This is a genomic window from Halobacillus litoralis (genome assembly GCF_009856355.1).
In the GTDB taxonomy this organism is placed as follows: Bacteria; Bacillota; Bacilli; order Bacillales; family Halobacillaceae; genus Halobacillus; species Halobacillus litoralis_B.
In genome coordinates, this window is the sequence record NZ_WMEW01000002.1 from 49,479 (window position 1) to 71,840 (window position 22,362).

Genomic DNA, 22,362 nt, shown 5'->3' on the forward strand with positions numbered 1-22,362 from the left:
TTTCGTTATTCCTTACCTCTTGATTACTTACCAAAAAACAGGGAACCGTGATAAATGTCTTCTGCGCTTTTTTGAAGCAGCGTCCGGATGGTTTCTTCCGGATGGGAGCGATGGTAGGATTCCACCATCCGATACCCCAGCTGATACCCCGCCCACTTCGGAAATCCCTGCTTCCGATTTCCATACAAATAATCCATATGTTTCTCCTGGCCCTTGATATGGATCGCATGAAGGTATTTCTTTTTCCATATCTGCTCTAAGTGGCGATCCGAATATCTTTGCGTCCACGCAGCTGTATATTTTTCCCCATAGAGCTGATGGACAGCGTATTCTCCTAACCCCTCAATGATAAGGGATTCGAGCAGAGAAACCTCTTTTAAGGACCGTTTCCCTCTGTGGATCCTGCAGACATGGTTATATTCATGAGCAAGTACAGCCTTCCAGTCGTCCTTTTCCTCCGGTTCGCCATAAAAAATATAAACCGCATCAGCAAAAGCCGCCCCGCCTTTCCCGCCTTTTCCCCTTCCAAACAAACCTCCATTGCCTTGGAAGGGGTACAAATAAACAGGAACATCAGGGCCCTGCCACATTTTTTTCAGACGCTCGTATTCCTTCTCCAGATGGTAATATACATCCTGCTCCTTCCAATCCTTTACGAACCTTTCCGCTTTCTTATAGCTTTCAGGCTTAAATAATCCATAAAAGTGGAGAAGCCGCTGGATGTCTTTTTCCTTTAAGTCAGTAAATGGATGGTCTTCCGTCCCGCATAACATCTTTCTCTGCATATCGTAAAGGTTTCCCTTTCCTTTCGCAGCTCGCTTACAAAAGCGTTCCACGGATTCCGCCGTAGCCATCACCCCCATGCCCACACTCCCCCTTTTCCCTATGTACAACTATATGTAGAAACTCCACACTCATGTGATTCCTTGAAGAGGTAGACAACCGCACACGCAGGATTCCGCTCTTAACATAAGCTAACAGTGTAGAGGAGGCATCCTCAATTTATGTGAGAAAGGAGTTTTCTCAATGGGCTTTGGATACGGTGGATACCCTGGTGGTTTCGGCGGATACGGATGTGGCTATGGATACGGTGGTTACGGATCCGGCAGCGGATTTGTATTGATTGTCGTTCTGTTCATTCTATTGATTATCGTTGGAGCGGCTTTCGTCTGCTGACCAACCCGCGGGTGCCCATCGCAGGCACCCGCTTTTCTGTTTCTATCCAATTTTATGTTAGATGTCCTATAGAAAGGGTATAAGGACTAAGAATGAAATAGAAAAGGAGTGTCCACTATTGACTACATTCAAACTAAACCAAGATGCACCTGACTTTACACTACCAACAGTATCCGGTGAAACATTTACCTTCTCAGATGTTTTAAAAGAAGAAGGGGAAAACTGGAACCTTATCGTATATTTCCGAGGCTCCTGGTGCCCGGCCTGCATGAGCGAACTTGATGAATTCCAAAACAGCAGGGACTATTTCGACAAGCATAACATCCGTCTCATTACCGTCACTCACGATGATAAGGAAAGCCTGGAGAAAATGGTGGACGAGCACGATTTCACCTTCCCTGTTCTCATTGATGAGAATCTGGAATTCCTTTCTTCCTACGGCGTTCACTATCATGATGAGCAGGCTCCTTATGAAGATCATGGTACGCACGGAGAACCTGCCTATTTCCTTACGGATGACCAGGGTAAAGTGTTGTATCAGCAGCGTCAGACAAGCCCGTTCGGCCGTCCGCACCCAAATGAGATCCGTAAAATCGTCAAGTATATCCGAAGCAATCTGAAATAACAGATTCTTCCTTTGAAGAGGCCATTCCGGCGACAGGCTGACGGGAAACATTCCCGTCAGCCTGTTATATTTGAAAGCTTTCACGAAGGACCTCTGCAGGAGTACCCGTCTGGTCAGATTTCCCCCGCTGCACCATCCTCCATTACTGGAGCAGGTGATAAAACAATCGTTCCCGATCCTCGATGAACTGTTTCATAATATGGTAGTGACTCGTTTCTTCGATGCTTACTTTCCGGCATCCTTCCTCAGTAAGCTGAACAATTTCAGCATGAGGATAGGCCATAAGAATCGGTGAGTGAGTCGATATAATGAACTGGGATTCGTTCTCGACAAGGTCATGAATCCTCGATAACATGGACAACTGCCTCAAGGGAGAAAGGGCAGCCTCAGGTTCGTCCAGGATATAAAGCCCCTTACCGAAAAAACGATGATTGAACGCAGCAAAAAAGGATTCTCCATGAGACTGTTCATGAAGGGATTTACCCCCGAAGGAATCAATGACCTTCCCTCCCCCCATAGGATCACTGTCCATTTCTTCGATATTTGTAGCTACATTATAGAAGGTTTCCGCGCGGAAGAAAAATTGATCTTCCGGTTTTTTTATTCCTTTGACGAGGCGGAGATACTTGTCGAGCGGGGAATGGGAATTGTAGCTGGAGAAATGAAAGTTCTTCGTCCCTCCCTCCGGATTAAATCCATAGGCTACAGCTGCCCCTTCAAGCAGTGTAGACTTCCCCATTCCGTTTTCACCTACGATGAAGGTCACGTTCGGATGAAACTGGAGTTCATCCAAATCTCTCAATACAGGTAGATGAAAAGGAAAGGATTGAAAGCTCGGCACTTTCTCTCTCAACAATTGAAGCGAACGGATGTACCGATCATTGGTCGTTAATTTTGCCACCGTTTATCCACCTTTCTGAGATACATGAAAAACCCTCCCTCCCCATACGATGGTAGAAGCACGCATGATAAGGGAGGATCCGTTTCTTGAAAAAAATCATCCTATTTGCCGATCCTGGTATTGATGATTCCATCGCCATTATCTATGCCTTGATGCACCCCGAAATCGAAGTGCTTGCCATTGTGTCCAGCTACGGCAACGTAACCAAACAAAAAGCTGTCGATAATGCCGCTTTTCTTTTAATGGAAGCCGGATTCCCTTCCCTTCCGATGATCGGGGGCACGAACAGCCCATTGAGTGGGGAAACCCCTGAATACTACCCGGAAATTCACGGGGCGGACGGACTGGGCCCCTTGTCTCCCCCGCCGTATAAAGGACACCTCAACAACTTTTCTGATCTATACGATATTCTCCACGCCCATAGCGATATAACAATCGTGGATATTGGACGGAACACGGCCCTAGCGCATTTATTTCTGCTCGGGAGCGATATAGCACCGCATATTAAAGACATATTTCTTATGGGGGGCGCCTTCTTTGTACCCGGCAATGTCACTCCATCAGCGGAAGCCAATTTTTATGGCGATCCTGTTGCCGCCAATATTGTCCTGTCACGTTTCACTCCCATATACATCATTCCATTGAATGTGACGTCAAAAGCTGTCATTACCCCTCACCATATACAGGAAATCGAAGCCGCTTCTTCTCATCCGCTCATACCGATCATCAAGGACCTCATGAAATATTATACCGAAGCCTATCAAACTCTGATTCCCGGAATCGAAGGAGCCCCCCTTCACGATGTCCTGACGTTATACTTGATGATCAACCCTGAAGCCGGGAGATATGTAAGGAGGGCTGTCACTGTCTTCATGGAAGGGGAAGGAAAAGGGACATCTATTGCTGATTTCCGCCCGGGGTCACGTTCCAGACCAGGGGACCCTGCGATTTGTCTGGAGTTTGATGTGCAGGCTTTCGTCGAGGATTTTATACTCACGATCAGCTCCTCCACCGGAGGACGCCGTAAAAGGGAGGGACGCTCATGAACGAAGCAGCAGCAAAGGCCATTGTGGAAATCACCTCAGCCGTTCTTTCTGAACAAGCCGGCGACGGCCACTACTCTTATTGTTTCGAAAACAGTCTCTCCACAGATGTTTCGATGATCCTTCTGCTCCACTCGTTTACTAAAGACGTCTCCACCGTCAATAGTCTGTGCACAAGGCTTGCTTCCTTACAGCAGGAAGAAGGCTGGTGGTCCCTCTATCACGATGAGGAAGGTAACCTATCTGCGACGATTGAAGCCTCATTCGCTCTTCTCTACACAGGTTTCTATAAGAAGGACCGGCCTGAAATACAAAAGGCCTTTCATTTCATCCGTTCCCAGGGAGGGCCCCGCTCCGCCCACTCCATGACAAAAATGATGCTTGCTATCTACGGGGAATATGACTGGCCGTATGCCTTTCACCTTCCTGTGCATATCATTTTACTTCCACCGGCATCGCCCTTGTCCTTTTATGACTTCAGCAGCTACGCGAGGGTGCATATGGCACCGATTCTGCTATTGTCTGACAAAGGATTCCGCCTGTCCAAGCCGGGGATCCCGGATTTCCACACATTGAATAATCGAATGGAGGAAAAGGGAATGAACCAGCGTTCCCTCTCTCTGCTTTCTCATATAAAAAGAAAAATCCTCAACCTTGCCGGCACTCCGGAGCAGCTGTACTGGACAGCTCGAAAAAGACTGGAATACTATATGCTCGACCGGATTGAACAGGATGGAACCCTGTACAGTTATACCAGCTCCACCGTTTATATGATCTACGCTCTTTTATCCTGTGATTATCATGAATCTCATCCTGTCATCCAACGGGCCATTTCGGGATTGAAAACCCACCTTTTCCCACTGAAAGAAGGATACCATATGCAGAACTCCCCTTCGGCCGTCTGGGATACAGCACTCATAACCCACGCATTATCTCTTCCTCCCTCATCAAAAGCGGGGGATACCAAAGCTTTACCTTTCCTTCTTAAACATCAGCATTACAAGTACGGAGACTGGGTGATGGGAACCCCAACTCTACGGCCGGGAGGTTGGGGGTTTTCCAAGAGTAATTCCATTCATCCTGATCTTGATGACACCACCGCATCTTTAAGAGCTCTTTCCCCTTTTTTAAGAAGCCATCCTTCGCTTACGAGCCATTATACACGCGGGTTGAACTGGGTGATGGGTCTTCAAAATGAAGATGGAGGCTGGCCGGCTTTCGAAAAAGGAAAAACAAATCCGATCCTCCGCTACGTTCCTATGGACGGGGCTGAGCATGCCGCCCTCGATCCATCCACTGCAGATTTGACAGGCAGAACCCTCGAATTCTTGTGTACAGATGCAGGTCTTAAACCCGATCATCCAAGCGTAAGAAAAGCCGTCCGCTGGCTCATCAATCATCAAGAAAAAGATGGTTCCTGGTACGGGCGCTGGGGGGTGTGTTACATCTATGGTACGTGGGCGGCGCTGACCGGTATGGCAGCATCCGGCAAAGCCCCCGGCCATCCGACTGTTCTAAAAGCAGTGGAGTGGCTCAAATCAATCCAGAACCATGATGGTGGATGGGGAGAATCCTGCCGAAGCGATCAAAAAGGGACCTACATCCCGTTAGGCACCAGCACACCCTCTCAGACAGCCTGGGCTCTGGATGCGCTGCTCTCTGTTTATCAAAAGAGGACCCCTTTCATCGATAAAGGAATCTCAAGCCTGCTTCATCAACTGAAAAATAATGACTGGAGCACACGATATCCTACAGGTGCCGGGCTTCCCGGGAATTTTTATATCCACTACCACAGCTACAATGCGATCTGGCCGCTCGTCACCTTGAAAAAATATCTGATGTTGAACGAATAAAATCAGCTGAGGGCTTCAGGCCCGCAGCTGATGCTCTTCGGTATGCTCGTTCACTTCCGGCTGTTTCTCCAGTTTATAGACAAGAACACCACCAATTAAAAGGGCAATGCCAAGCAGCTTCTGCCAGGATAATTCAGAAGCTTCAAACCCAAACCATCCCCCGGTATTTATAATAAATGCGAGAACAATTTGAGAAATCAACGCTATGGAAATCGCATAAGCAGGACCGATCAACGTAACCCCCTGCATTAAAAAGAAAACGATCCCAACGCCGAAAACACCACCGAATAAATAAATGGGGTTCACATCCCCAAAGGTGAACAGACTTTCCCTTTCAACTGCGTAAAACACAGGCAGGGAGCAGACAAGACCAAGGCCGAGTACCAGCGTCGTAGTGGCCCATGGCCCGGTTTTTTCACTGACCCGGGCGTTAAAAACATTTTGAAGACTGATTAATATGCCTGCTGCTACAGCAAGAACGATGCCTGACATCGAATTCCTCCTTATTCATAAATATTTCCTTTTGCCAGCTGCCGCAGCTGCGCAAGATTTTTAATCATGATCGATCCCCTCGCACGTTCAATAATTCCATCAGCTTCCATCTTTTTTAAAACCCGGTTCAAATGACGGTAGCTTGTTCCGATCCACTCGGCAAGCTCGGATAAGCTGGACGTGCGCATCTCCTGATGAAAAGCGGTTCCTTCCCCCGCCGAGGAAATCGATAACAAATACCCCGCAAGCCGGACGTCAACCGGATAGAGCATATGCATGCTCGTAAAATGGGACTCGGTATAGAACTTATGAGCCACCATTTCCAGGAGAAAACGGAGAATGGACGGATGCTCTTTCTCCAATTCCTTAAGGGCTGCATAAGGAAAGCCGATCATTTCACCCGGACTGACAGCTTCGACGGAGTTTAACACCGCACTTTCTTTTACATACTCGACATCCCCGATGACAGCGAGCGGCTTTTTAAATCGGTTGATCAACGACTGACCTTCCGGCGTAAGCGTATAAATTTTAATTTTTCCTTCGACTAGGAAATAGAGCCGATCCAGCTTTTCCCCCGGAACGAATAGATCTTCCCCTTCTGTAAAAGAAAACAATTGGAGTTTATCTTTATATGAACCAGGAAAGTACTTCTCAAGATCATACTTGATTAGATAGTCCGTTATTTTCTGGATGTTTCCTTCTTTCATGTTGATGTCTCCTTTCCATCAAAGTTGAAAAAGGATCACGCCGGCCACCATCATAGTCAGTCCCGCAGCCTGTCTTGGCGTAATTGGAATTCTTTTCTCTCCAAACCAGCCTCTTGATTCAATAATAAAGGCGGTACCGATCTGGGCAACGAGCAAAACTGCGATGGCAGCGGCCGGGCCAATCTGGTGAATGGCTGTTAATTCGGAGAAGACGACAATGACACCAAACGTTCCTCCGGTCAAATAGATGAAGGGAACGCGGCCAAAGCTTTTCCCCCTTCCGTCTCTTACTTTCATATAAATGGATAAAGAAATAGCAAAAGCGACCAGATGAACCATAGATGTGGTATGCCATCCTCCTATGGTATCGCTCATTCTTGCGTTAAAGATGCCCTGCAGAGTAATACAGAGACCTCCAAGCAGTGAAAATAGTGCACCTTTCATACATCAACCTCCTGTTCTGTCTATATTAAAAAGGAAGAACCGGCGCCCGAAAAGGACATATGTCCTTTTCGGCCATGAATGCAAAAAAATACAGAAACAGACGCGTTAATTCGCCGCGTCCTGTTTCTGCTTTTCCCTTTGCTTCTCTTTACTTTTTTTCACCCGTTCTTCCAGTGTCCGCTTCAACTGAGCTTTATACTTCTCCTCCACGAGGATATACAGGAAATCTCCAGCATGAATCTCCGTCTCTCCATACGGTGTAATCACTTCATTATCCCGTATGATCGCACTGATATTCGCCCGGTTCGGAAAGCTCACCTCGTGAAGCTTTTTGCCGACAACCGCTGACTCGGCATTGGTCTGATACTGAATCATTTCAGCCTTCGCTTTCCCCATGGAAATGAGTTCGATACTATGGTGAGGCACATCCTTTTTCGGACCGACCAAGGTCATTTTCTTAGCAACATAGGATATCGTTGATCCCTGCACGAGTGCTGAGGTAAGGACAACAAAGAAAACGAGATTGAATAAACCCTGGCTGTTTTCAAGGCCCTCCACAATCGGAAAAGTGGCAAGGACGATCGGCACAGCCCCCCGGAGACCGGCCCACGAGATGAACAGCTTCTCTTTATTCGAATAATTCATACCCAGTAAGGATAAGAATACAGCTGCAGGGCGGGCGAATAGAATAAGGACCGCCGAAAGCAGCAGACCGTTCAGCATAATCGATGCTGTAAACAATTCACTCGGAAATACGAAAAGACCGAGAATCACAAACATTAAAATCTGAGCCATCCATGCGAAACCTTCGTTAAACTGGAAGATGGAGTATCGATATGTCAATTCACTGTTCCCAATCACAAGTGCCGCTACATATACACCCAGAAAACCACTTCCTCCACTGAAGGCCGTTATGCTGTAGGTGGCCAGGGCAAATGCTACAGAAAATATCGGATAAAGAGCACTGGAGTCCAGCTTAATTTTGTTAATGGAAACCGACGCAAGCTTCCCTAACACGAAACCAAACACAAGCCCGACGCCCATTTGGAAGAAAAAGCGCGGAATCAGCATCCAGAGGGATGTATCCGGTGATGTAATCAGTTCAATAAAGGACAAAGTCAAAAACACAGCCATCGGATCGTTCGTCCCTGACTCGGCTTCAAGCGTCGCTCCCATTTTCGCTTTAATATTCCGCTCCTTTAAAGCAGCGAAAACGGCGGCAGCATCGGTAGAACCGACAATGGCACCAAATAAAAGGCTTTCCAGCAGACTCAGTTCAAACAGGAAATACACAGAAAGCCCTGCAATCATGGATGTAAGGAGCACACCGATGGTAGCCAGTGATAAGGATGGCAGAGCCACAGACTTCACTGTAGCCCATTTCGTATGCAGTCCGCCTTCAAATAAAATAATGACGAGAGCAAATACACCAATCAACTGGGCTGTCGATGCATCGTTGAAATAAACGATACCGAGCCCTTCACTTCCGAATAACATACCGATTAAAATGAATAAAATAAGCGCCGGGATGCCCCAGCGGCTTGAAAACTTAGCTACAAAAACACCGCTGAAAAGAAGTAAAGCGGTCAATAATAAAAATGAATCCGTTCCAAAAGCTTCAAAAAACATGGAAGGTCTATGCTCCTTCGTGGTAATGGGGATGATGAGGATTTAACATGAGTTATATTTAATTATCCTACAGGACAGAGCCAAAATCAAAAAGACTGCCTGTGGAGATATTTGTGAATCCAAACCGCCGCCTGTGCCCCATCCGCTGCAGCCGTGCTGACCAGCTGGGAATGCATCAAAATATCTCCCGCTGCCCACACCCCATCAATATTCGTCATTTTTGTGCGGGGGTCAACGTGGACATGCCCTTTTTCATCCTGGATGACACCCAGAGAATCGGCTAATCCGGTTTGGGGACGACTTCCACCAAAGGCGAGAAAGGTCTTCTCCACCGACCACGCCTCTCCATTTGAACCGTGCAGCGACTGCAGCTGTCCCCCGTGATGGGTCAGGTGGGTGACGACGGCCTCGTAGACAGGGATTTTCTTATTTTCCAATCCAGCTCTCTTCTCTGCAGACAAAGGAAACGCTTCATGGTTTACATATAGGATATCCCTCGTCCAGTAGTGAATGATTTCTGCCATGGCGGCCCCCGAGTCTCCGCGCCCCCATACAGCTGTCCGTCTATTTTTCACTTCATACCCGTCACAATCCGGACACAGGTATACGGAAATCCCCAGACATTCCTTCAAGCCGGGGACATCCGGGAATGCATCCCGGATTCCCGTAGCGAACAGCACACTCTTTCCGGTATAAACGCGGTCTGTCTGCGTCTGGACGATAAATTCTGTGAAAGACTTATGAACATGACCTACCACCTCTTCCACACGCTTAACTCCAAGATTCTCCACCTGTCTCAGCCCCCGCCTTCTCAAGGTTTCCCCGCTGACCCCTTCCGGAAACCCGAGAAGGTTGCTGTATTTCCGGCATGCTGATGATCTTCCTTCACCGGCATCTATGATAAGCACACTCCGCATGTACCTTCCCAGCTGGATAGCTGCCTGAAGACCCGCCGGCCCTCCTCCTATAATAATGCAGTCATAATTCATCATTTCCACACCCGTTCAGCCTTTTCGCTTACCTTTCCCACGTGCGGATGATTTACTCTTTTTTTCTCCGCCCCCTGTCATCGGGCGGCTATCCCCTTTATAATGAGTAAGAGCAATTTTACTATAAGGAAAAAAGGTGTTTACGACTATGAGCTTACTAACAGTAAAGAACCTGAGCCACGGCTTTGGTGACCGTGCGATTTTTGAGGATGTTTCTTTCCGCTTATTAAAAGGAGAGCACATCGGTTTGATCGGGGCCAACGGCGAAGGGAAATCAACGTTTATGAATATCATCACAGGAAAGCTGGAACCGGATGCAGGGTCCATCACATGGTCCAAACGGATCCGGATCGGTTACCTCGATCAGCACGCCGACCTTGCGAAGGGGATGACCATCCGAGACGTACTGAGAACAGCTTTCCAGTATTTATTTGATATGGAGCAGGAAATGAATACCCTCTTTGCGAAAATGGGAGACGCATCACCGGAAGAACTGGAAGCTCTGTTAGAGGAAACAGGAAGCATCCAGGATATGCTGACGAATAATGATTTCTACACCATTGATGCAAAGGTGGATGAAGTCGCCAATGGAATCGGTCTGAATGATATCGGTCTTGACCGGGATGTTCATGACTTGAGCGGAGGCCAGAGGACGAAGGTGCTGCTTGCCAAGCTCCTTCTGGAAAAACCGGATATTCTGCTTCTGGATGAGCCGACCAACTACCTGGATGTCGAGCATATTGAATGGCTGCGAACCTACCTCCAGCAGTATGAGAATGCCTTCATCCTTATTTCCCACGACATTCCCTTTTTGAATAGTGTCGTCAATTTGATCTATCATATGGAAAATCAGGAATTAACCAGGTACCCAGGAGATTATGAGGAATTCCAAAGAGTATATGAAATGAAGAAACAGCAGCTGGAGGCCGCTTATAAAAAGCAGCAGAAAGAAATTGCGAATCTGAAGGATTTCGTCGCGCGTAATAAAGCCAACGCCGCTACGAGTAAAATGGCAATGAGCCGTCAGAAAAAACTTGATAAAATGGATGTCATCGAGCTGGACAAAGAGAAACCAAAACCGAGTTTCCAGTTCAAGCAGGCCCGTACACCAGGAAAATATCTATTTGAAACGAAAGATCTTGTCATCGGCTATGACGAACCCCTTTCCCGTCCTTTGAATTTATCAATGGAACGCGGCCAGAAGATCGCTCTTTCCGGTGCCAACGGAATCGGAAAGACCACTCTGTTGAAAAGTATTCTTGGAGAAATTCAGCCCGTGTCTGGATCCGTGGAACTTGGGGACCATCTGCACATCGGGTACTTTGAACAGGAGCTTACAGATGTAGGAAACCGTACCTGTATCGAGGAAGTATGGGAGGAATTCCGCCACTTCACCCAGTATGAAGTTCGCGCGGCTCTCGCTAAATGCGGCCTGACGAGAAAACATATTGAAAGTAAGGTTCAGGTACTGAGCGGTGGAGAAAAAGCGAAGGTACGCCTTTGCAAGCTGATCAATAAAGAAACCAACCTACTTGTTCTTGACGAACCGACCAATCACCTGGATGTGGACGCAAAAGCTGAGCTGAAAAGAGCCCTCCAAGAGTATAAGGGCAGTGTTCTTCTTATTTCACACGAACCTGAATTTTACCAGGACATTGTGACGGATGTATGGAACTGCGAAGACTGGACGACAAAAGTCTTTTAATGAAAAACCTTGTTATCAGATGCAGCTGCCTCTAAGGGCGGGAGTGGCCCCATGCAGCTGATCAATAAAGCCATGGCTGCATGCACCGCTGCAGCTTTCATGGTCTGATGCTCACAACATTCAAGCTGAAAGCCATGAGGGCAGCAGAAATACAGATATTGCACTAACTTAAAGCCGGGATTCAATCCCGGCCTTTTTATGTCTGCAAGGCAGTCCAACAGCCGGAATCGCTTCCATTATATATTCCAGAATTTTATGATTGACACCCCCTCTTCCACGCTAATAAAATGTGGTAAGAATTTTAGAGAATGCCATGCATTTTCATTTGGAAAAGGAAGGGAGGAACATATATGCTTTACCGTTCAATCGTCTACCTGACCGGTATGCTTATTAACTTTTTCGGTGTCGCTCTGCTCATTAATGCCACGCTGGGAGCCGGATTCTGGACGTCATTTTTCATCGGGGTCTCAGATCACCTCGGCTTCACAGTCGGTTTCTGGTATGGAGCTTTTCAGCTGCTTATCATCTTTATAAATGCGAAGCTTATGAAATCGATGCCGGAAATCCGGGCAGTCATTCCTGTATTCCTGGAAAGCCTGATTTTGGACTTCTGGCTCGAAATCGTCTTCGCAGGGGTCAATTTAACAGCTGCTCCTTTCTTCGTTAAAGTCGTTACACTTCTAGCCGGTGTCGTTATTATCGGTATTGGTGTAGCTATCTATATTCTGCCGGAATTTCCGAGAGCGCCTGTCGATCAGCTTTTCCTTGCGGTCAGTGAACGTTTCCAATTAAGTCTTCAGGCAGGCCAGACGATTGTAGCGGTCATCATGACCTCCCTGGCCTTCCTCATCGGAGGGCCTGTAGGACTTGGAACACTGGCCCCTATGCTGTTTCTCGGGCCCATCATCCAACTGGCCTATACAAGAGTTTATCCGCTTTATCACCGTCTGCCTGCATCAGCAGATAAAGCATATCAGGAAGCACCTTATTAAAAAGATTCACGAGCCTGCAGGGAAACCATGTGTTTCCCTGCAGGCTTTATTCATCCTTTTCTTCACTTCCATGATCAAACCCTGATTTCCCCCAATACAAAAGAAAGACAGCAGCAGCCACAATCATAAGAACGAATGTCATACCAAACAATTCCTCCCCCTCCCCGTTATATACCAATTATTTCAAGTCACCCCATAGATGACAACCCGGCCCTCCATACAAGCACCATTGATAAGCTCTTCAAAGAAGTTCAAGGAATCCCTGAGGAGTTTGATGGAAAGTTCTTCCCTTCGTGCCGAAGAATGTAAGAAGAACTTTTACTCATAGGGCAGTGACTGTCCTATGAAAGACCGGGCAGATAAACCGTCGTCCAGCGCACTTGCCAAGCAGGAACCGGAATCGATCCCTGCCGTGGAGAAGGGCTTCCACGAAGAAATGAATGACGTCCCGAGCGGGGGAACCCTGCTGGAAGACGGTTCATTTGAATTCCAGTCGTGTGCGTTTTCGGATACCGGTACCAGGAAAATCCTGAGAAACAAGCCGATTACTTGATGATTCTGGTTCATGGATGAAACTTGAAAACCCGGGATATCACCGTCTGGGGTGATTCTTTACCATTCGTGTAAAAATGGGCGGTTTTTCTCATCCAGACACGCTTTTATCCTTTCCAGAAAATTGGTCCATGTGACAAGCCTTTCAGCCTCTTCCAAAGTAAAAAAACCAACATCCAGTGCTTCTTCCGTCCTTTTCAATTCTCCCCCTGTCACTTTCCCAATGAAGAGAGCATTGCAGATGGACCGTTCCACGTTCTGGTAAATCCCGCAAAATTGGATCACTTCAATTTTCAACCCACATTCTTCTTCCGCCTCTCTGACAGCAGCTGCCGTTAAGGATTCGCCTTCCTCTACCTGGCCGCCAGGGATTTCCCAGCCCCGCTTCGGTCCCTGAATCAATACAAATTTCCCTGTTTCATTCAGGATGACCGTCGCTGCAGATAAAATATGCTTCGGTGCCATTGATTCCCACATCCTTGTATATAAAGTATGTTCTCCTGCTCATGCTGTCGTTCAACTGGAAGTATGAATCACCAGGTGATAGGCAGGATGCGGTGTTCTTCCACATAGGAGATCAGACTTTTTATAACATCTTCAGCTGATCCACCTCTGCTTAACCTTGGACTCTGCCCGGCCCAGAGGGACATGTATTCCGGATTCCTGTCTGCGGCTGAAGCCTGCCTGATCGTTTTCGTCATCTGATTTTGTAAGGGGTAAGGGAGGATATCCTTGTGATTACTCAATGATCTGGTGAAATTGTTCCGGATGCCGCGTGCTGGTTTTCCGCTGAAGGCATTCGTTAGTGTCATTTCGTCTTCCCTGGCTGTTTGAATCATCTGTTTATGTAAATCATGCGCTCCACTTTCCCGGCTGGTAACAAAGGCAGTCCCCATCTGGACCCCTTCCGCTCCAAGGGAAAGAGCAGCTGAAAATCCACGTCCATCCATAATTCCACCCGCTCCGATGACCGGGATTTTTACGGCATCAACAACTTGGGGAATTAAGGAAAAGAGTCCAATCATACTTTTATCATAGCTCTGCAGGAACGATCCGCGGTGACCGCCGGCTTCACTTCCTTGAGCGACAACGATGTCCAGCCCTTTCATTTCATTCAGCACAGCTTCTTCGACCGTAGTGGCTGTACCTATCGTGACGACACCCGATTGTTTCAATGCCTTCATCACCCGCCCCGAAGGCAGGCCGAACGTAAAACTCACCACTGGAACCTTCTCTTCTAAAACAACATGGATCTGCTGTTCAAATAATTCCACATCAAGGGACGGATCCTGACGTTCATGTATGGCCAATTTATCATAGTAGGGGGCTAAAACCTCATGAGCCGCTGTTATCTCTTCCCCGCTTGCTTCCGGATATTCCGGCACAAACAGGTTCACAGCAAATGAAGCATTGGTTCTTCCCTTGATATCCCTAATGACAGACCTCATTTCCTCAGGGAGCATATATCCGCCGCCAAGCGTTCCAAGACCTCCATGAGTGGATACTTCTGCTACAAGGGAGGGGGATGTCACTCCTCCTGCCATGCCGGCTTGAACAATCGGGTATTTGATCGCAAGCTTTTTCACCAACCGATTTTGTTTATCCATTTATCAGTCCTCCCAGCATATTTCTTTGTCAGGCGTATCAACATTGACAGATCATCATCAGATTACCATCCGGATCTTTGAAATGGAAAAAGTGGTTGTGCTGGATTTCTGTCACTACATTGAAATCGTGAGACTTCATAAAATCATAGGCCGCATCAATATCAGGGGTATTCAAATGAAAAACAGGCATATCAAATGTTTTTCCCGGTTTATAAATCCGACTGTCTAAAACGGCTCCGGTTCCCTTCATCGGCAGGATGTATAAGTGTCCATGGACGATTTCACCATCGCCGGGAACTCCAAGAAGGTGACAATACCAATCTCTCGCTTTTTCTATATCACTTACAGGAATAAAAACGGTTCCAATTTCATTACGCACAGGAGTGGTCATAGTCATTCCTCCTCTGTTTCTCACGGGATGTTCAACGATAAAGTGCGTCTGTAGCAAGAATGCTGTATAAATAGGAATCTCTCCAGCCTTGATTCAGTTTCAAATGTCCTCTCATCCGCCCTTCCTTTTCCATCCCGTTCTTTTCCAAAACACGGATGGCTGCGGCATTGCGCGGGTCACAGACAGCTTCAACTCTATGAAGAGCCAATTGCTGAAACCCGTAGGAAATCATCTGCTCAGCAGCTTGTGTTGCGATGCCGCGCCCCCAATACCCTGGGTGGATGACATAAGATATCCGGCCGATTTCATTTTCCTGATCCAACACATTGATTTCAGAAGTACCGATGAGATGCCCTTCCTCCACATCCGCCAGACCCCACACATATCTCGTTCGATTCTCAGCATTTGTATCCGTCAGCACCTGCTCTATGTAAAGCTTCGTTTCCCTCTCGGAATTCGGTCCCCATGCCTGAAAACGACAGACGTCAGAAATAGACGCATAACTGTGGACCGCTTCCCAGTCCTCTGAAGTAATCTCCCTCATAAAGAAGTTCATTGCTGTTTTCATTCGCCTGCTCCTTCCATTGGTCATACTCTTTCTTTTATCTCTTAATTCTCTCTACAGACATAAAAATCCTTTTCCTAACAGAAAAAAGCACAATTCGGGAATAAACGGCTTTGTTTTTTCTATTATTCTTTTCAAATCTCAGAGTGTAATGGTTCATGCAGGGCTTTCCTTCAGGCCCCGTGGAGACCGACCACCTTAAGGTTTCAATCTCATCTGCTGCAGCAGTCGAGTCTTCCCTTTTCCATTCAATCCCATAAAGATCCTAATGATACCCCTGTTTTGTCCATTCTTCACTGCTTGGATTTCCTCCATGGTCCCTTTCCTGAACCTTGATGCGCGTCTCCCCCTTATCTGAGTACATGCAAACATAAATACCTGCCATCCCATGCTCCGGGATGACAGGTATTGTTGGCATGAAATATCGGCGTCTGTTATCGTTCTGTCTTTGGAATGTCTCCATAGGCTTCTTCATTTATTTCATATACTTCCCCGGAGGCGACACTTGTTAGAATTCCATACATACCCATTTCCACAGCCTTAACGAACTGCCCCCGTTTTTTCTGACCATAACTCTGTGTCTGTCCTGTAACCTCAAACAATACTGTGCCACTCCCATTTAGTGCGAATGAACCCAGCGCCGTTCCAGGAAGATCCAGATCCTGAGGGTAAAGCGATATATGATCAAAGGGGGAATTCCCTCGGGTCTGTAGAGCACGGTAAGCAGCTACATTCAACTGTTTAGAGAATTCTCCGTCGTACGTATCGGCATATTCCGCGTATTTTTGACCTGCTTCTGAAGCCGGATCAGGCACAAAATTTCCAGAGAGTGATAACGTTACTTTATCTTCAGTACCTTCCACAAAGTATTCCCCCTGGTGATGAAGATCGATAAATACATCCACCTCACCAAATTCATCCATCAACTCTTGATAAACATCTCGTATCGTTTGAGCTTCAGGTGTTATATACCATCCCGGTTTGGAAGAAGCCCCCGGAAAATCCTCAGGCGATGGCTCATAGTTTAAATCAGGATTAAAGTCCCGGTTTACGTCAAAACCCGGATTCGATTTGTAATCCCAGTATTGATTTGTATATGTATAGTAATTCCATGAAGGGGATGCACCATTAAGCTGAGGGAAATCTTCCACTACTTCATGCCAGGAAAGATCGTTCCCCCGTCGATTAAGCTCCGAAGCGTCTGGGTTCACCATCGGCATAGCTACAATGGTTACTTCATTGAGGATGGATTGAATTTCCTTGGAACCATTAGACCCCAGCTGCTGAAGCATATTCAACAAAGCTGTTGTTCCTGTCTTTTCATTTCCATGGATTTCACTTTGAACAAGGATAACCTTTTCCCCATGTCCTACACGAGCGGTATAAATCTCCCTGCCCGAATTAGAATAACCAGCAGTATGCACATCCACTCGTCCTTGACTGCTTTTCTCTATCCGGTCGAGGGTCCGGCTCAGTTCTTCATGACTGATAAACCCTTCTACGGAATACGTCTGATTCACCGGCGTACCCGGATTGGTATCCGCTGATACAGCCGGAACTGGAGTAAGGAGCCCCGCCGAGAGAAGGACAGCCCCACAAGCAGCCGACAGCGCTTTTTTGTTCTTCATATAAAAAACCTCCTTTGTTTAGACAGCCTTTCCCTACTGGATTTCTCTTTTCACATGAATTCACCTTCCCAAAAAGGTAAAACGCCCCTTTTGTACCATATATCTACAGAAAGAAGGTTCCTTTAACCTATACACTGGTCTCTGACTGATATACACATTAAAAAAAAGAGATGCACTTCTGCATCTCTTTCAAATGACCCGTTATTGTCCTTCTTTTCTATGGATTCGTGGATATGCTTTGAATAATAGGTCTGCTGCTCCAATTTTTGTTCTATCATATTCGTGATGGACCACAGCGATAAAATAATAACCCCGACAACTATAAGAATGCTGTCCCTTTTTTTTCAGATATCCGATATCAATTATTGATAATTAATCACTGCAGGGTTAGGGTCCAGACGCAGCACCTCTTCGGCACTCATAACCGGCTCATCTTTCTTATAAAAGACTTTGAATCCACCGTACTGAACCGCTTCATTCCTCACAAATTTCCGGTATAGAGACATTTTTGTTGCGGAAGCTCCCCAGCCGTCATAGTTCAGGACCACTTCAACGTTATCCGTCGGCGTGATGGCTTCCTTATTTGTCAACGCTTCGTCCATGAACTGGTGGACAAGGATCATTTTATCCGGCAGATCGTTTTCCTCCACCATCCGGGATAAATAGTCCACCGCCTGCTGGACTTCTGCGCCATCAACCTGCCCAAGGTTCACTCCGGGCGTTTCGCCTTCAGCGACATGAAATTCTGTATCGATGGCAAGATGGACATATGGAAGCTTCAGCCATTTCTCCAACAGCTTAACTTGATCCATGACAGAATCTGTTCCCAGCTGAACATCGAGCATCAGTAAAGCATCATTCTCCTTGGCGAGTTCGGCGTATCGGTCGATGTCTTCCGGCGAAGTGCGGTGATAATATTCCCCTTCCGGACCAGGGGTGCGCTGCGCGACCGTACTGATCAGCTCGATCATCGGTACAGCTGATCGTTCAGGGTCAGCGTTGGAGTAAGCCTGTGTCTGCTTTTTCAGTTTCTCCATTAAGGCCTCAGGCTCCATTTCCCCAAGAATCCCCATATTTTCAGAATCCGGATGACCATAATAAGCAACAATTCTATGATCCTTTAAAGGACCCGATGCTGCATCTTCAGCGCCTTTTACGAGCGTCTCCCCAACCGGCACCATCCGAGTCCGATCACCACCATGCGCTTCTTCGGACGGCATCTTTTTCAATGCTTCTTCAGATAATCCCTCTTTTAGAGGGGCAGCTGAATCATCCGGCTGTACCGCTTTGAATGGCTGTTGAGTACTTCCGGAATCAGAAGCAGCAGATTCCGCTTCCTCATTATCCTTCGTTTCTTCTTCCGTATCTTTTGTATTTTCCTTTTGATCCGAAGACGTTTCCTGCGAGCATGCGGCTGAGAATATTCCCAGCAGCAACATAACTAGAATTAATGTGAACTTTCTCATGCAGTCACTTCCTATGTAGTAATTTCCGCTTTCCTGCCTGAAGGAAAACTTCCTACATTTTAACATAAGCGGTTGGATGAATTGATAGGTAGAAACGATTAGATTACTCAAGTCTGCCTGCGATCCCTTCTCCTAAAAAGGTTGAGAGGGAAAAATGCCGGTCTGTCCGGCGTACGGGCATCGATGAACAGATAAGTGCCCTGAGGGCGGGACGGAAAAACAAAAGCACGACCCCTATCATGCTTTGAAGAACTTAAGACAAGTCATCCCCTCTTCCATGGTCCTGCTGAACGGATTCAAGCCTCCACCTGTCTCTTCCTTATAACCTTGACCACGGTTTCGATGAACGCTCTCAGGACCTTCTTCACTTATGTAAACAAACAGCCATAAAAAAACCGCCGAAAGTCGGCGGTTTCACTGTACCTTTTCCAATTTATGAACTTCACGTGAGGAGGTAAGATCCTTTGTCGCTTCACGATAAGCCTGATAATGATCAGAATCGATATGCGCCTGCAGCGCCTCCTGATCCTTCCACGTTTCATAAAAAACGAAAACAGAAGAATCATCAAGGGAGCGGTGAAGGACGTAATCGATACAACCTGCTTCATTCCGGGAAGGCTCGATGACTTTCTTCAACTCATGAAACAGTTCCTCTTCGCTTCCTTCTTTCGCTGTTAGAAATGCATTAATCGTAATCATATCTATTCTCCTTTTTTGACAGCCGGATCCGGCCGGTGTCTTTCTCTCCGCTATTTCATTTTACAAAATTTCTTTCCTTGAGAGAAACCATCCGCTCACCGCCTTTTATTCTTCGCAGGAGCGGGCATTTCTATTCCAGATTTACCGCTGTCTTTAATAAAAGGGATGCCAACTCCCCCAAGCACCATTTGGAGAAAAGTTATTAACAGGTCCGGATCAGGCAGTTTCCTGCTGAACTCGGATTGGTGTATGAAGAAAGGCTCCGCCCCTTATTTCCGCTGCTTTCTACAGCCTGCTTTCCTTATAAGAGAGGCTGCAGGAAGTCAATCGGCTGCGTGCTGGTTTTTACTTGTGAGGGTGAAGAATAGAACAGCCCCAATAAAGGATGTGCTGAATAAAATCAACCCCATCGGAACGGCGGATGTTTCATCCAGTCCGACCAGCGGCGAAACAACAGCTCCAAACAACAGCGGGAGCATACCAAGTACCGCACTGGCGCTTCCCGCCCGATGTCCCTGATGCTCCATGGCAAGAGTAAAGGTACTCGTTAAAACCATTCCCATCGCTGTCATATAGATGAAGATCGGAATGACAATGGAGTACAGCGGCCCTTCCATCAAAGTCATAACCAGTAGAAAACCTGTAGCCGTCACCGCCGTCAATACAGCTGTGCGAAGCAGGCTCCGCTCATGGATAATCCCGCCAAGCCGGCCGATTAAAAAGCTGCCGGTGATGATGGCCAGGCCGTTTATCCCAAACAACACACTGAACACTTGCGGCGACACCTGATATATGCCCTGATACACAAACGGTGTCCCGGATACATAAGCAAAGCTCCCCCCATGGACGAAGCCGATCGTTAACGCATAGCCAATGAACGAACGATCCTTCAGCAAACGTCCAATCGTCAGGATGGATTCCTTAACAGAGCTTGGGATCCTTCTCTCCTCTGGTAAGGTTTCCGGCATTTTCCCAATAACCGTGAACACGATGGCCGCCCCCACGATACTCAGGAAAAAGAAAATCGTTTCCCAAGTAGAAAATGGAAGCAGTAAAATAGCGCCCCCGGTCATAGGCGCAATCATTGGAGCTGTAGCATTAATCACCATCAACAGCGCAAAAAACTTCGTCAGTTCTCTTCCTGTAAAAACATCGCGTACAACCGCTCGTGAGAGAACGATACCAGCAGAAGCTGTAAAGCCCTGAAGGAACCGAGCCATCACAAGTACAATAATATTCGGAGCGAGTGCACATAAAAGCGACGCGATAGAAAACAATGAAAGAAATATAATTAATGGCTTCTTTCTGCCCTGGGCATCACTGATCGGGCCGACAACAATCTGTCCAACGGCAAGGCCGATCAGACAGGCCGTCAGACTGAGCTGGACCAGAGATGCACTCGTATTTAAATCCGACGCGATCGCCGGAAAGCTCGGCAGATACATATCAATATTCAGCGGCCCAAGGATGCCGAGCATCCCAAGCAGAAACGCCAGTCCGATTCTTTCTTTTCCTGTTGGGTTTTGTAACATAGTTCGAACACCTTCCTCTTTTCTCTCTATCTGTAAACAATCCCTGCTATATATCCCTCAAACCTTAAGATGTTAAACTACGATTTTATCCCTGTTCGCAGAAAAAGTCTATGTTTTTCTATAGATTCCCTGTGTTCTCACACAAACCAATAAAAGAAAGACAGCAGGATTTTATCCACCACGGACGGAGTGCTCAAATGAACAAGCATCCATGTAAAAAAGCTGCCGAAAACGTTCACGGCAGCTGGAGGACCTGCTTTCCACAGGTTTCTTCTTTCCTTATAGTGATTTCATTTCTGAATGGGTCCGATCCGGCTGCGTTTCATAGGAACGCCCAAATAACTGAGAAGGATTTTTCGTAAACATTCGATCCAATTGATCTCTGGTTACCGAGCCTTCTTCCAGAAGCCCCGGGATAATGTGTTGAAATAAATAGTCCGGCTGCCAATTTTTCAGCAGCTCTTTAAGAGGATCAGGCATAACCGGCTCCCTGCCCCACCAGACATTGACTGTATCATGGGAAAGAAACAGCTGGTCTTCATACCCGGACCCAAGCAGAGCCTTTAACACTGCCGTACGCTGCTCATCTGTCGGGGCGCCGACTATTCCCTGGAGACCCCAGCGATCCATGGCAAGGTAGACTCCGTGCTTCAGCACCCGCAGGTGTTCCGTAATATCTGTCGTTCCACACATATGACCGATCACAACTTTTCCAGGGTCAGCTCCTTCTTCAATGAGAAAAGCTGCCTGCTCCGGCCCCATTGTTCCTTCCTGCGTATGAGTTAAAAGAACAATGCCGGTTTCTTTCTGCACCCGCACCGCAGCCCGGAAAAACATCCGCTCATAATCAGTAATGTCTGCTTTACTTGAAGCGAGCTTGATAATTCCCGGTTTAATACCGGTCCCTTCTATACCTTCAGTTATTTCTGCTTTGAATAATTGATAGATTTCCTCTTCCGCTGTTCCAAGCTGCTGACGGAATTTAAAATACGGCGTTGCACCTTCCCCTTCATAGTAATAACCAGTGGCACAAATGATGTTCAAGCCGCTCGCTTCAGAAACTGCACGCAGGAGTTCAACATGACGTCCGCATTCATTTGGTGTTGGGTCGACAACTGTTTCAACACCCTGTTTCTTAATCAATGCGGCTGCTTTTAATCCCTGCTGCTTCTTCTCTTCAAAATCAAACCCACCAAGGGTCATATCCCCTTGAAAACCTGGATAGCCAAAGAAAAAGTGTTCATGAATCAATGTTTTCCCAAGCTCGTCTGCCTTGACCGGTCCTGTCACAGTTTCAACGTACTGCATGACCTTCTCCTCCTTTTTATACCTACCAGTCAGTATGTGATAACCAAAAAATAACCTT

23 protein-coding genes are annotated in these 22,362 nt (G+C 47.0%); 7 read left to right on the forward strand and 16 right to left on the reverse strand.

Annotated features, from left to right (window positions below; translation table 11 throughout):
• Positions 1–23 precede the first annotated feature (23 nt).
• Positions 24–863 carry a DUF2268 domain-containing protein gene (locus GLV97_RS04055; RefSeq protein ID WP_160889104.1) on the reverse strand — a complete coding sequence of 280 codons (840 nt, stop codon included), beginning with the start codon at positions 861–863 and terminating at the stop codon, positions 24–26.
• A gap of 163 nt (positions 864–1,026) precedes the next feature.
• On the opposite strand from GLV97_RS04055, the gene GLV97_RS04060 reads away from it, so the two are divergent.
• Together GLV97_RS04060 and GLV97_RS04065 are read left to right on the forward strand one after the other, a co-directional pair.
• Complete coding sequence (locus GLV97_RS04060; RefSeq protein ID WP_160835966.1) at positions 1,027–1,176, forward strand: YjcZ family sporulation protein; 150 nt, start codon at positions 1,027–1,029, stop codon at positions 1,174–1,176.
• 118 nt (positions 1,177–1,294) lie between these two features.
• Positions 1,295–1,801, forward strand: coding sequence for a peroxiredoxin family protein (locus GLV97_RS04065; RefSeq protein ID WP_160835967.1), 507 nt, complete (start codon positions 1,295–1,297; stop codon positions 1,799–1,801).
• 142 nt (positions 1,802–1,943) lie between these two features.
• Here GLV97_RS04065 and GLV97_RS04070 read toward each other — a convergent pair whose 3' ends face one another.
• A complete protein-coding gene (locus GLV97_RS04070) occupies positions 1,944–2,702 on the reverse strand; it encodes an AAA family ATPase (protein WP_160889105.1) in 759 nt (252 codons plus the stop codon).
• 86 nt (positions 2,703–2,788) lie between these two features.
• On the opposite strand from GLV97_RS04070, the gene GLV97_RS04075 reads away from it, so the two are divergent.
• Complete coding sequence (locus GLV97_RS04075; RefSeq protein WP_160889106.1) at positions 2,789–3,748, forward strand: nucleoside hydrolase; 960 nt, start codon at positions 2,789–2,791, stop codon at positions 3,746–3,748.
• Positions 3,745–5,598, forward strand: a complete 1,854-nt coding sequence (locus GLV97_RS04080; RefSeq protein WP_160889107.1) for a prenyltransferase/squalene oxidase repeat-containing protein — start codon at positions 3,745–3,747, stop codon at positions 5,596–5,598. The genes GLV97_RS04075 and GLV97_RS04080 overlap by 4 nt, the downstream gene beginning before the upstream one ends.
• 15 nt (positions 5,599–5,613) lie before the next feature.
• Here GLV97_RS04080 and GLV97_RS04085 read toward each other — a convergent pair whose 3' ends face one another.
• The 5 genes from GLV97_RS04085 to GLV97_RS04105 all read right to left on the reverse strand — a co-directional run bounded on the left by GLV97_RS04085 (position 5,614) and on the right by GLV97_RS04105 (position 9,859).
• Positions 5,614–6,090, reverse strand: a complete 477-nt coding sequence (locus tag GLV97_RS04085) for a DMT family transporter (protein ID WP_160835971.1) — start codon at positions 6,088–6,090, stop codon at positions 5,614–5,616.
• Positions 6,091–6,101: 11 nt separating this feature from the next.
• Positions 6,102–6,797: a Crp/Fnr family transcriptional regulator gene (locus GLV97_RS04090; RefSeq protein WP_160889108.1), complete on the reverse strand. Its 696-nt coding sequence runs from the start codon at positions 6,795–6,797 to the stop codon at positions 6,102–6,104.
• An 18-nt stretch (positions 6,798–6,815) separates the two neighbouring features.
• Complete coding sequence (locus GLV97_RS04095) at positions 6,816–7,241, reverse strand: DMT family transporter (RefSeq protein WP_160835973.1); 426 nt, start codon at positions 7,239–7,241, stop codon at positions 6,816–6,818.
• 105 nt (positions 7,242–7,346) lie between these two features.
• Positions 7,347–8,870 carry a potassium/proton antiporter gene (locus GLV97_RS04100; RefSeq protein ID WP_160889109.1) on the reverse strand — a complete coding sequence of 508 codons (1,524 nt, stop codon included), beginning with the start codon at positions 8,868–8,870 and terminating at the stop codon, positions 7,347–7,349.
• Positions 8,871–8,956: 86 nt separating this feature from the next.
• Positions 8,957–9,859 (reverse strand): NAD(P)/FAD-dependent oxidoreductase, encoded by a 903-nt coding sequence (locus GLV97_RS04105; RefSeq protein ID WP_160889110.1) that lies wholly within the window; start codon positions 9,857–9,859, stop codon positions 8,957–8,959.
• A gap of 148 nt (positions 9,860–10,007) precedes the next feature.
• Between GLV97_RS04105 and GLV97_RS04110 the strand changes: the two genes are divergently transcribed.
• The 3 genes from GLV97_RS04110 to GLV97_RS04120 all read left to right on the forward strand — a co-directional run bounded on the left by GLV97_RS04110 (position 10,008) and on the right by GLV97_RS04120 (position 13,109).
• Positions 10,008–11,564 carry an ABC-F family ATP-binding cassette domain-containing protein gene (locus tag GLV97_RS04110; RefSeq protein ID WP_160840476.1) on the forward strand — a complete coding sequence of 519 codons (1,557 nt, stop codon included), beginning with the start codon at positions 10,008–10,010 and terminating at the stop codon, positions 11,562–11,564.
• 350 nt (positions 11,565–11,914) lie between these two features.
• A complete protein-coding gene (locus tag GLV97_RS04115) occupies positions 11,915–12,556 on the forward strand; it encodes a YczE/YyaS/YitT family protein (RefSeq protein ID WP_160835976.1) in 642 nt (213 codons plus the stop codon).
• Between the two features lie 343 nt (positions 12,557–12,899).
• Complete coding sequence (locus GLV97_RS04120) at positions 12,900–13,109, forward strand: hypothetical protein (RefSeq protein WP_160889111.1); 210 nt, start codon at positions 12,900–12,902, stop codon at positions 13,107–13,109.
• A gap of 59 nt (positions 13,110–13,168) precedes the next feature.
• Here GLV97_RS04120 and GLV97_RS04125 read toward each other — a convergent pair whose 3' ends face one another.
• The 9 genes from GLV97_RS04125 to GLV97_RS04165 form a co-directional block, all read right to left on the reverse strand.
• Complete coding sequence (locus tag GLV97_RS04125) at positions 13,169–13,573, reverse strand: NUDIX hydrolase (RefSeq protein ID WP_160835977.1); 405 nt, start codon at positions 13,571–13,573, stop codon at positions 13,169–13,171.
• A gap of 68 nt (positions 13,574–13,641) precedes the next feature.
• Positions 13,642–14,715 carry an NAD(P)H-dependent flavin oxidoreductase gene (locus GLV97_RS04130; protein ID WP_160835978.1) on the reverse strand — a complete coding sequence of 358 codons (1,074 nt, stop codon included), beginning with the start codon at positions 14,713–14,715 and terminating at the stop codon, positions 13,642–13,644.
• 37 nt (positions 14,716–14,752) lie between these two features.
• Complete coding sequence (locus tag GLV97_RS04135) at positions 14,753–15,106, reverse strand: VOC family protein (protein ID WP_160889112.1); 354 nt, start codon at positions 15,104–15,106, stop codon at positions 14,753–14,755.
• A gap of 31 nt (positions 15,107–15,137) precedes the next feature.
• Entirely contained in the window at positions 15,138–15,674 is a 537-nt protein-coding gene (locus GLV97_RS04140; protein WP_160889113.1) for a GNAT family N-acetyltransferase, read from the reverse strand.
• Between the two features lie 431 nt (positions 15,675–16,105).
• The gene (locus GLV97_RS04145) at positions 16,106–17,299 is read right to left on the reverse strand and encodes a M14 family zinc carboxypeptidase (RefSeq protein WP_160889114.1); all 1,194 of its coding nucleotides are present in this window, start codon (positions 17,297–17,299) and stop codon (positions 16,106–16,108) included.
• 362 nt (positions 17,300–17,661) lie between these two features.
• Positions 17,662–18,765, reverse strand: a complete 1,104-nt coding sequence (locus tag GLV97_RS04150) for a hypothetical protein (protein ID WP_160889115.1) — start codon at positions 18,763–18,765, stop codon at positions 17,662–17,664.
• Positions 18,766–19,179: 414 nt separating this feature from the next.
• Positions 19,180–19,464 (reverse strand): putative quinol monooxygenase, encoded by a 285-nt coding sequence (locus GLV97_RS04155; RefSeq protein WP_202410573.1) that lies wholly within the window; start codon positions 19,462–19,464, stop codon positions 19,180–19,182.
• Between the two features lie 323 nt (positions 19,465–19,787).
• Positions 19,788–20,996, reverse strand: a complete 1,209-nt coding sequence (locus GLV97_RS04160) for a Bcr/CflA family efflux MFS transporter (RefSeq protein ID WP_160835983.1) — start codon at positions 20,994–20,996, stop codon at positions 19,788–19,790.
• Positions 20,997–21,275: 279 nt separating this feature from the next.
• Complete coding sequence (locus GLV97_RS04165; RefSeq protein WP_160835984.1) at positions 21,276–22,304, reverse strand: phosphotriesterase family protein; 1,029 nt, start codon at positions 22,302–22,304, stop codon at positions 21,276–21,278.
• Positions 22,305–22,362 lie beyond the last annotated feature (58 nt).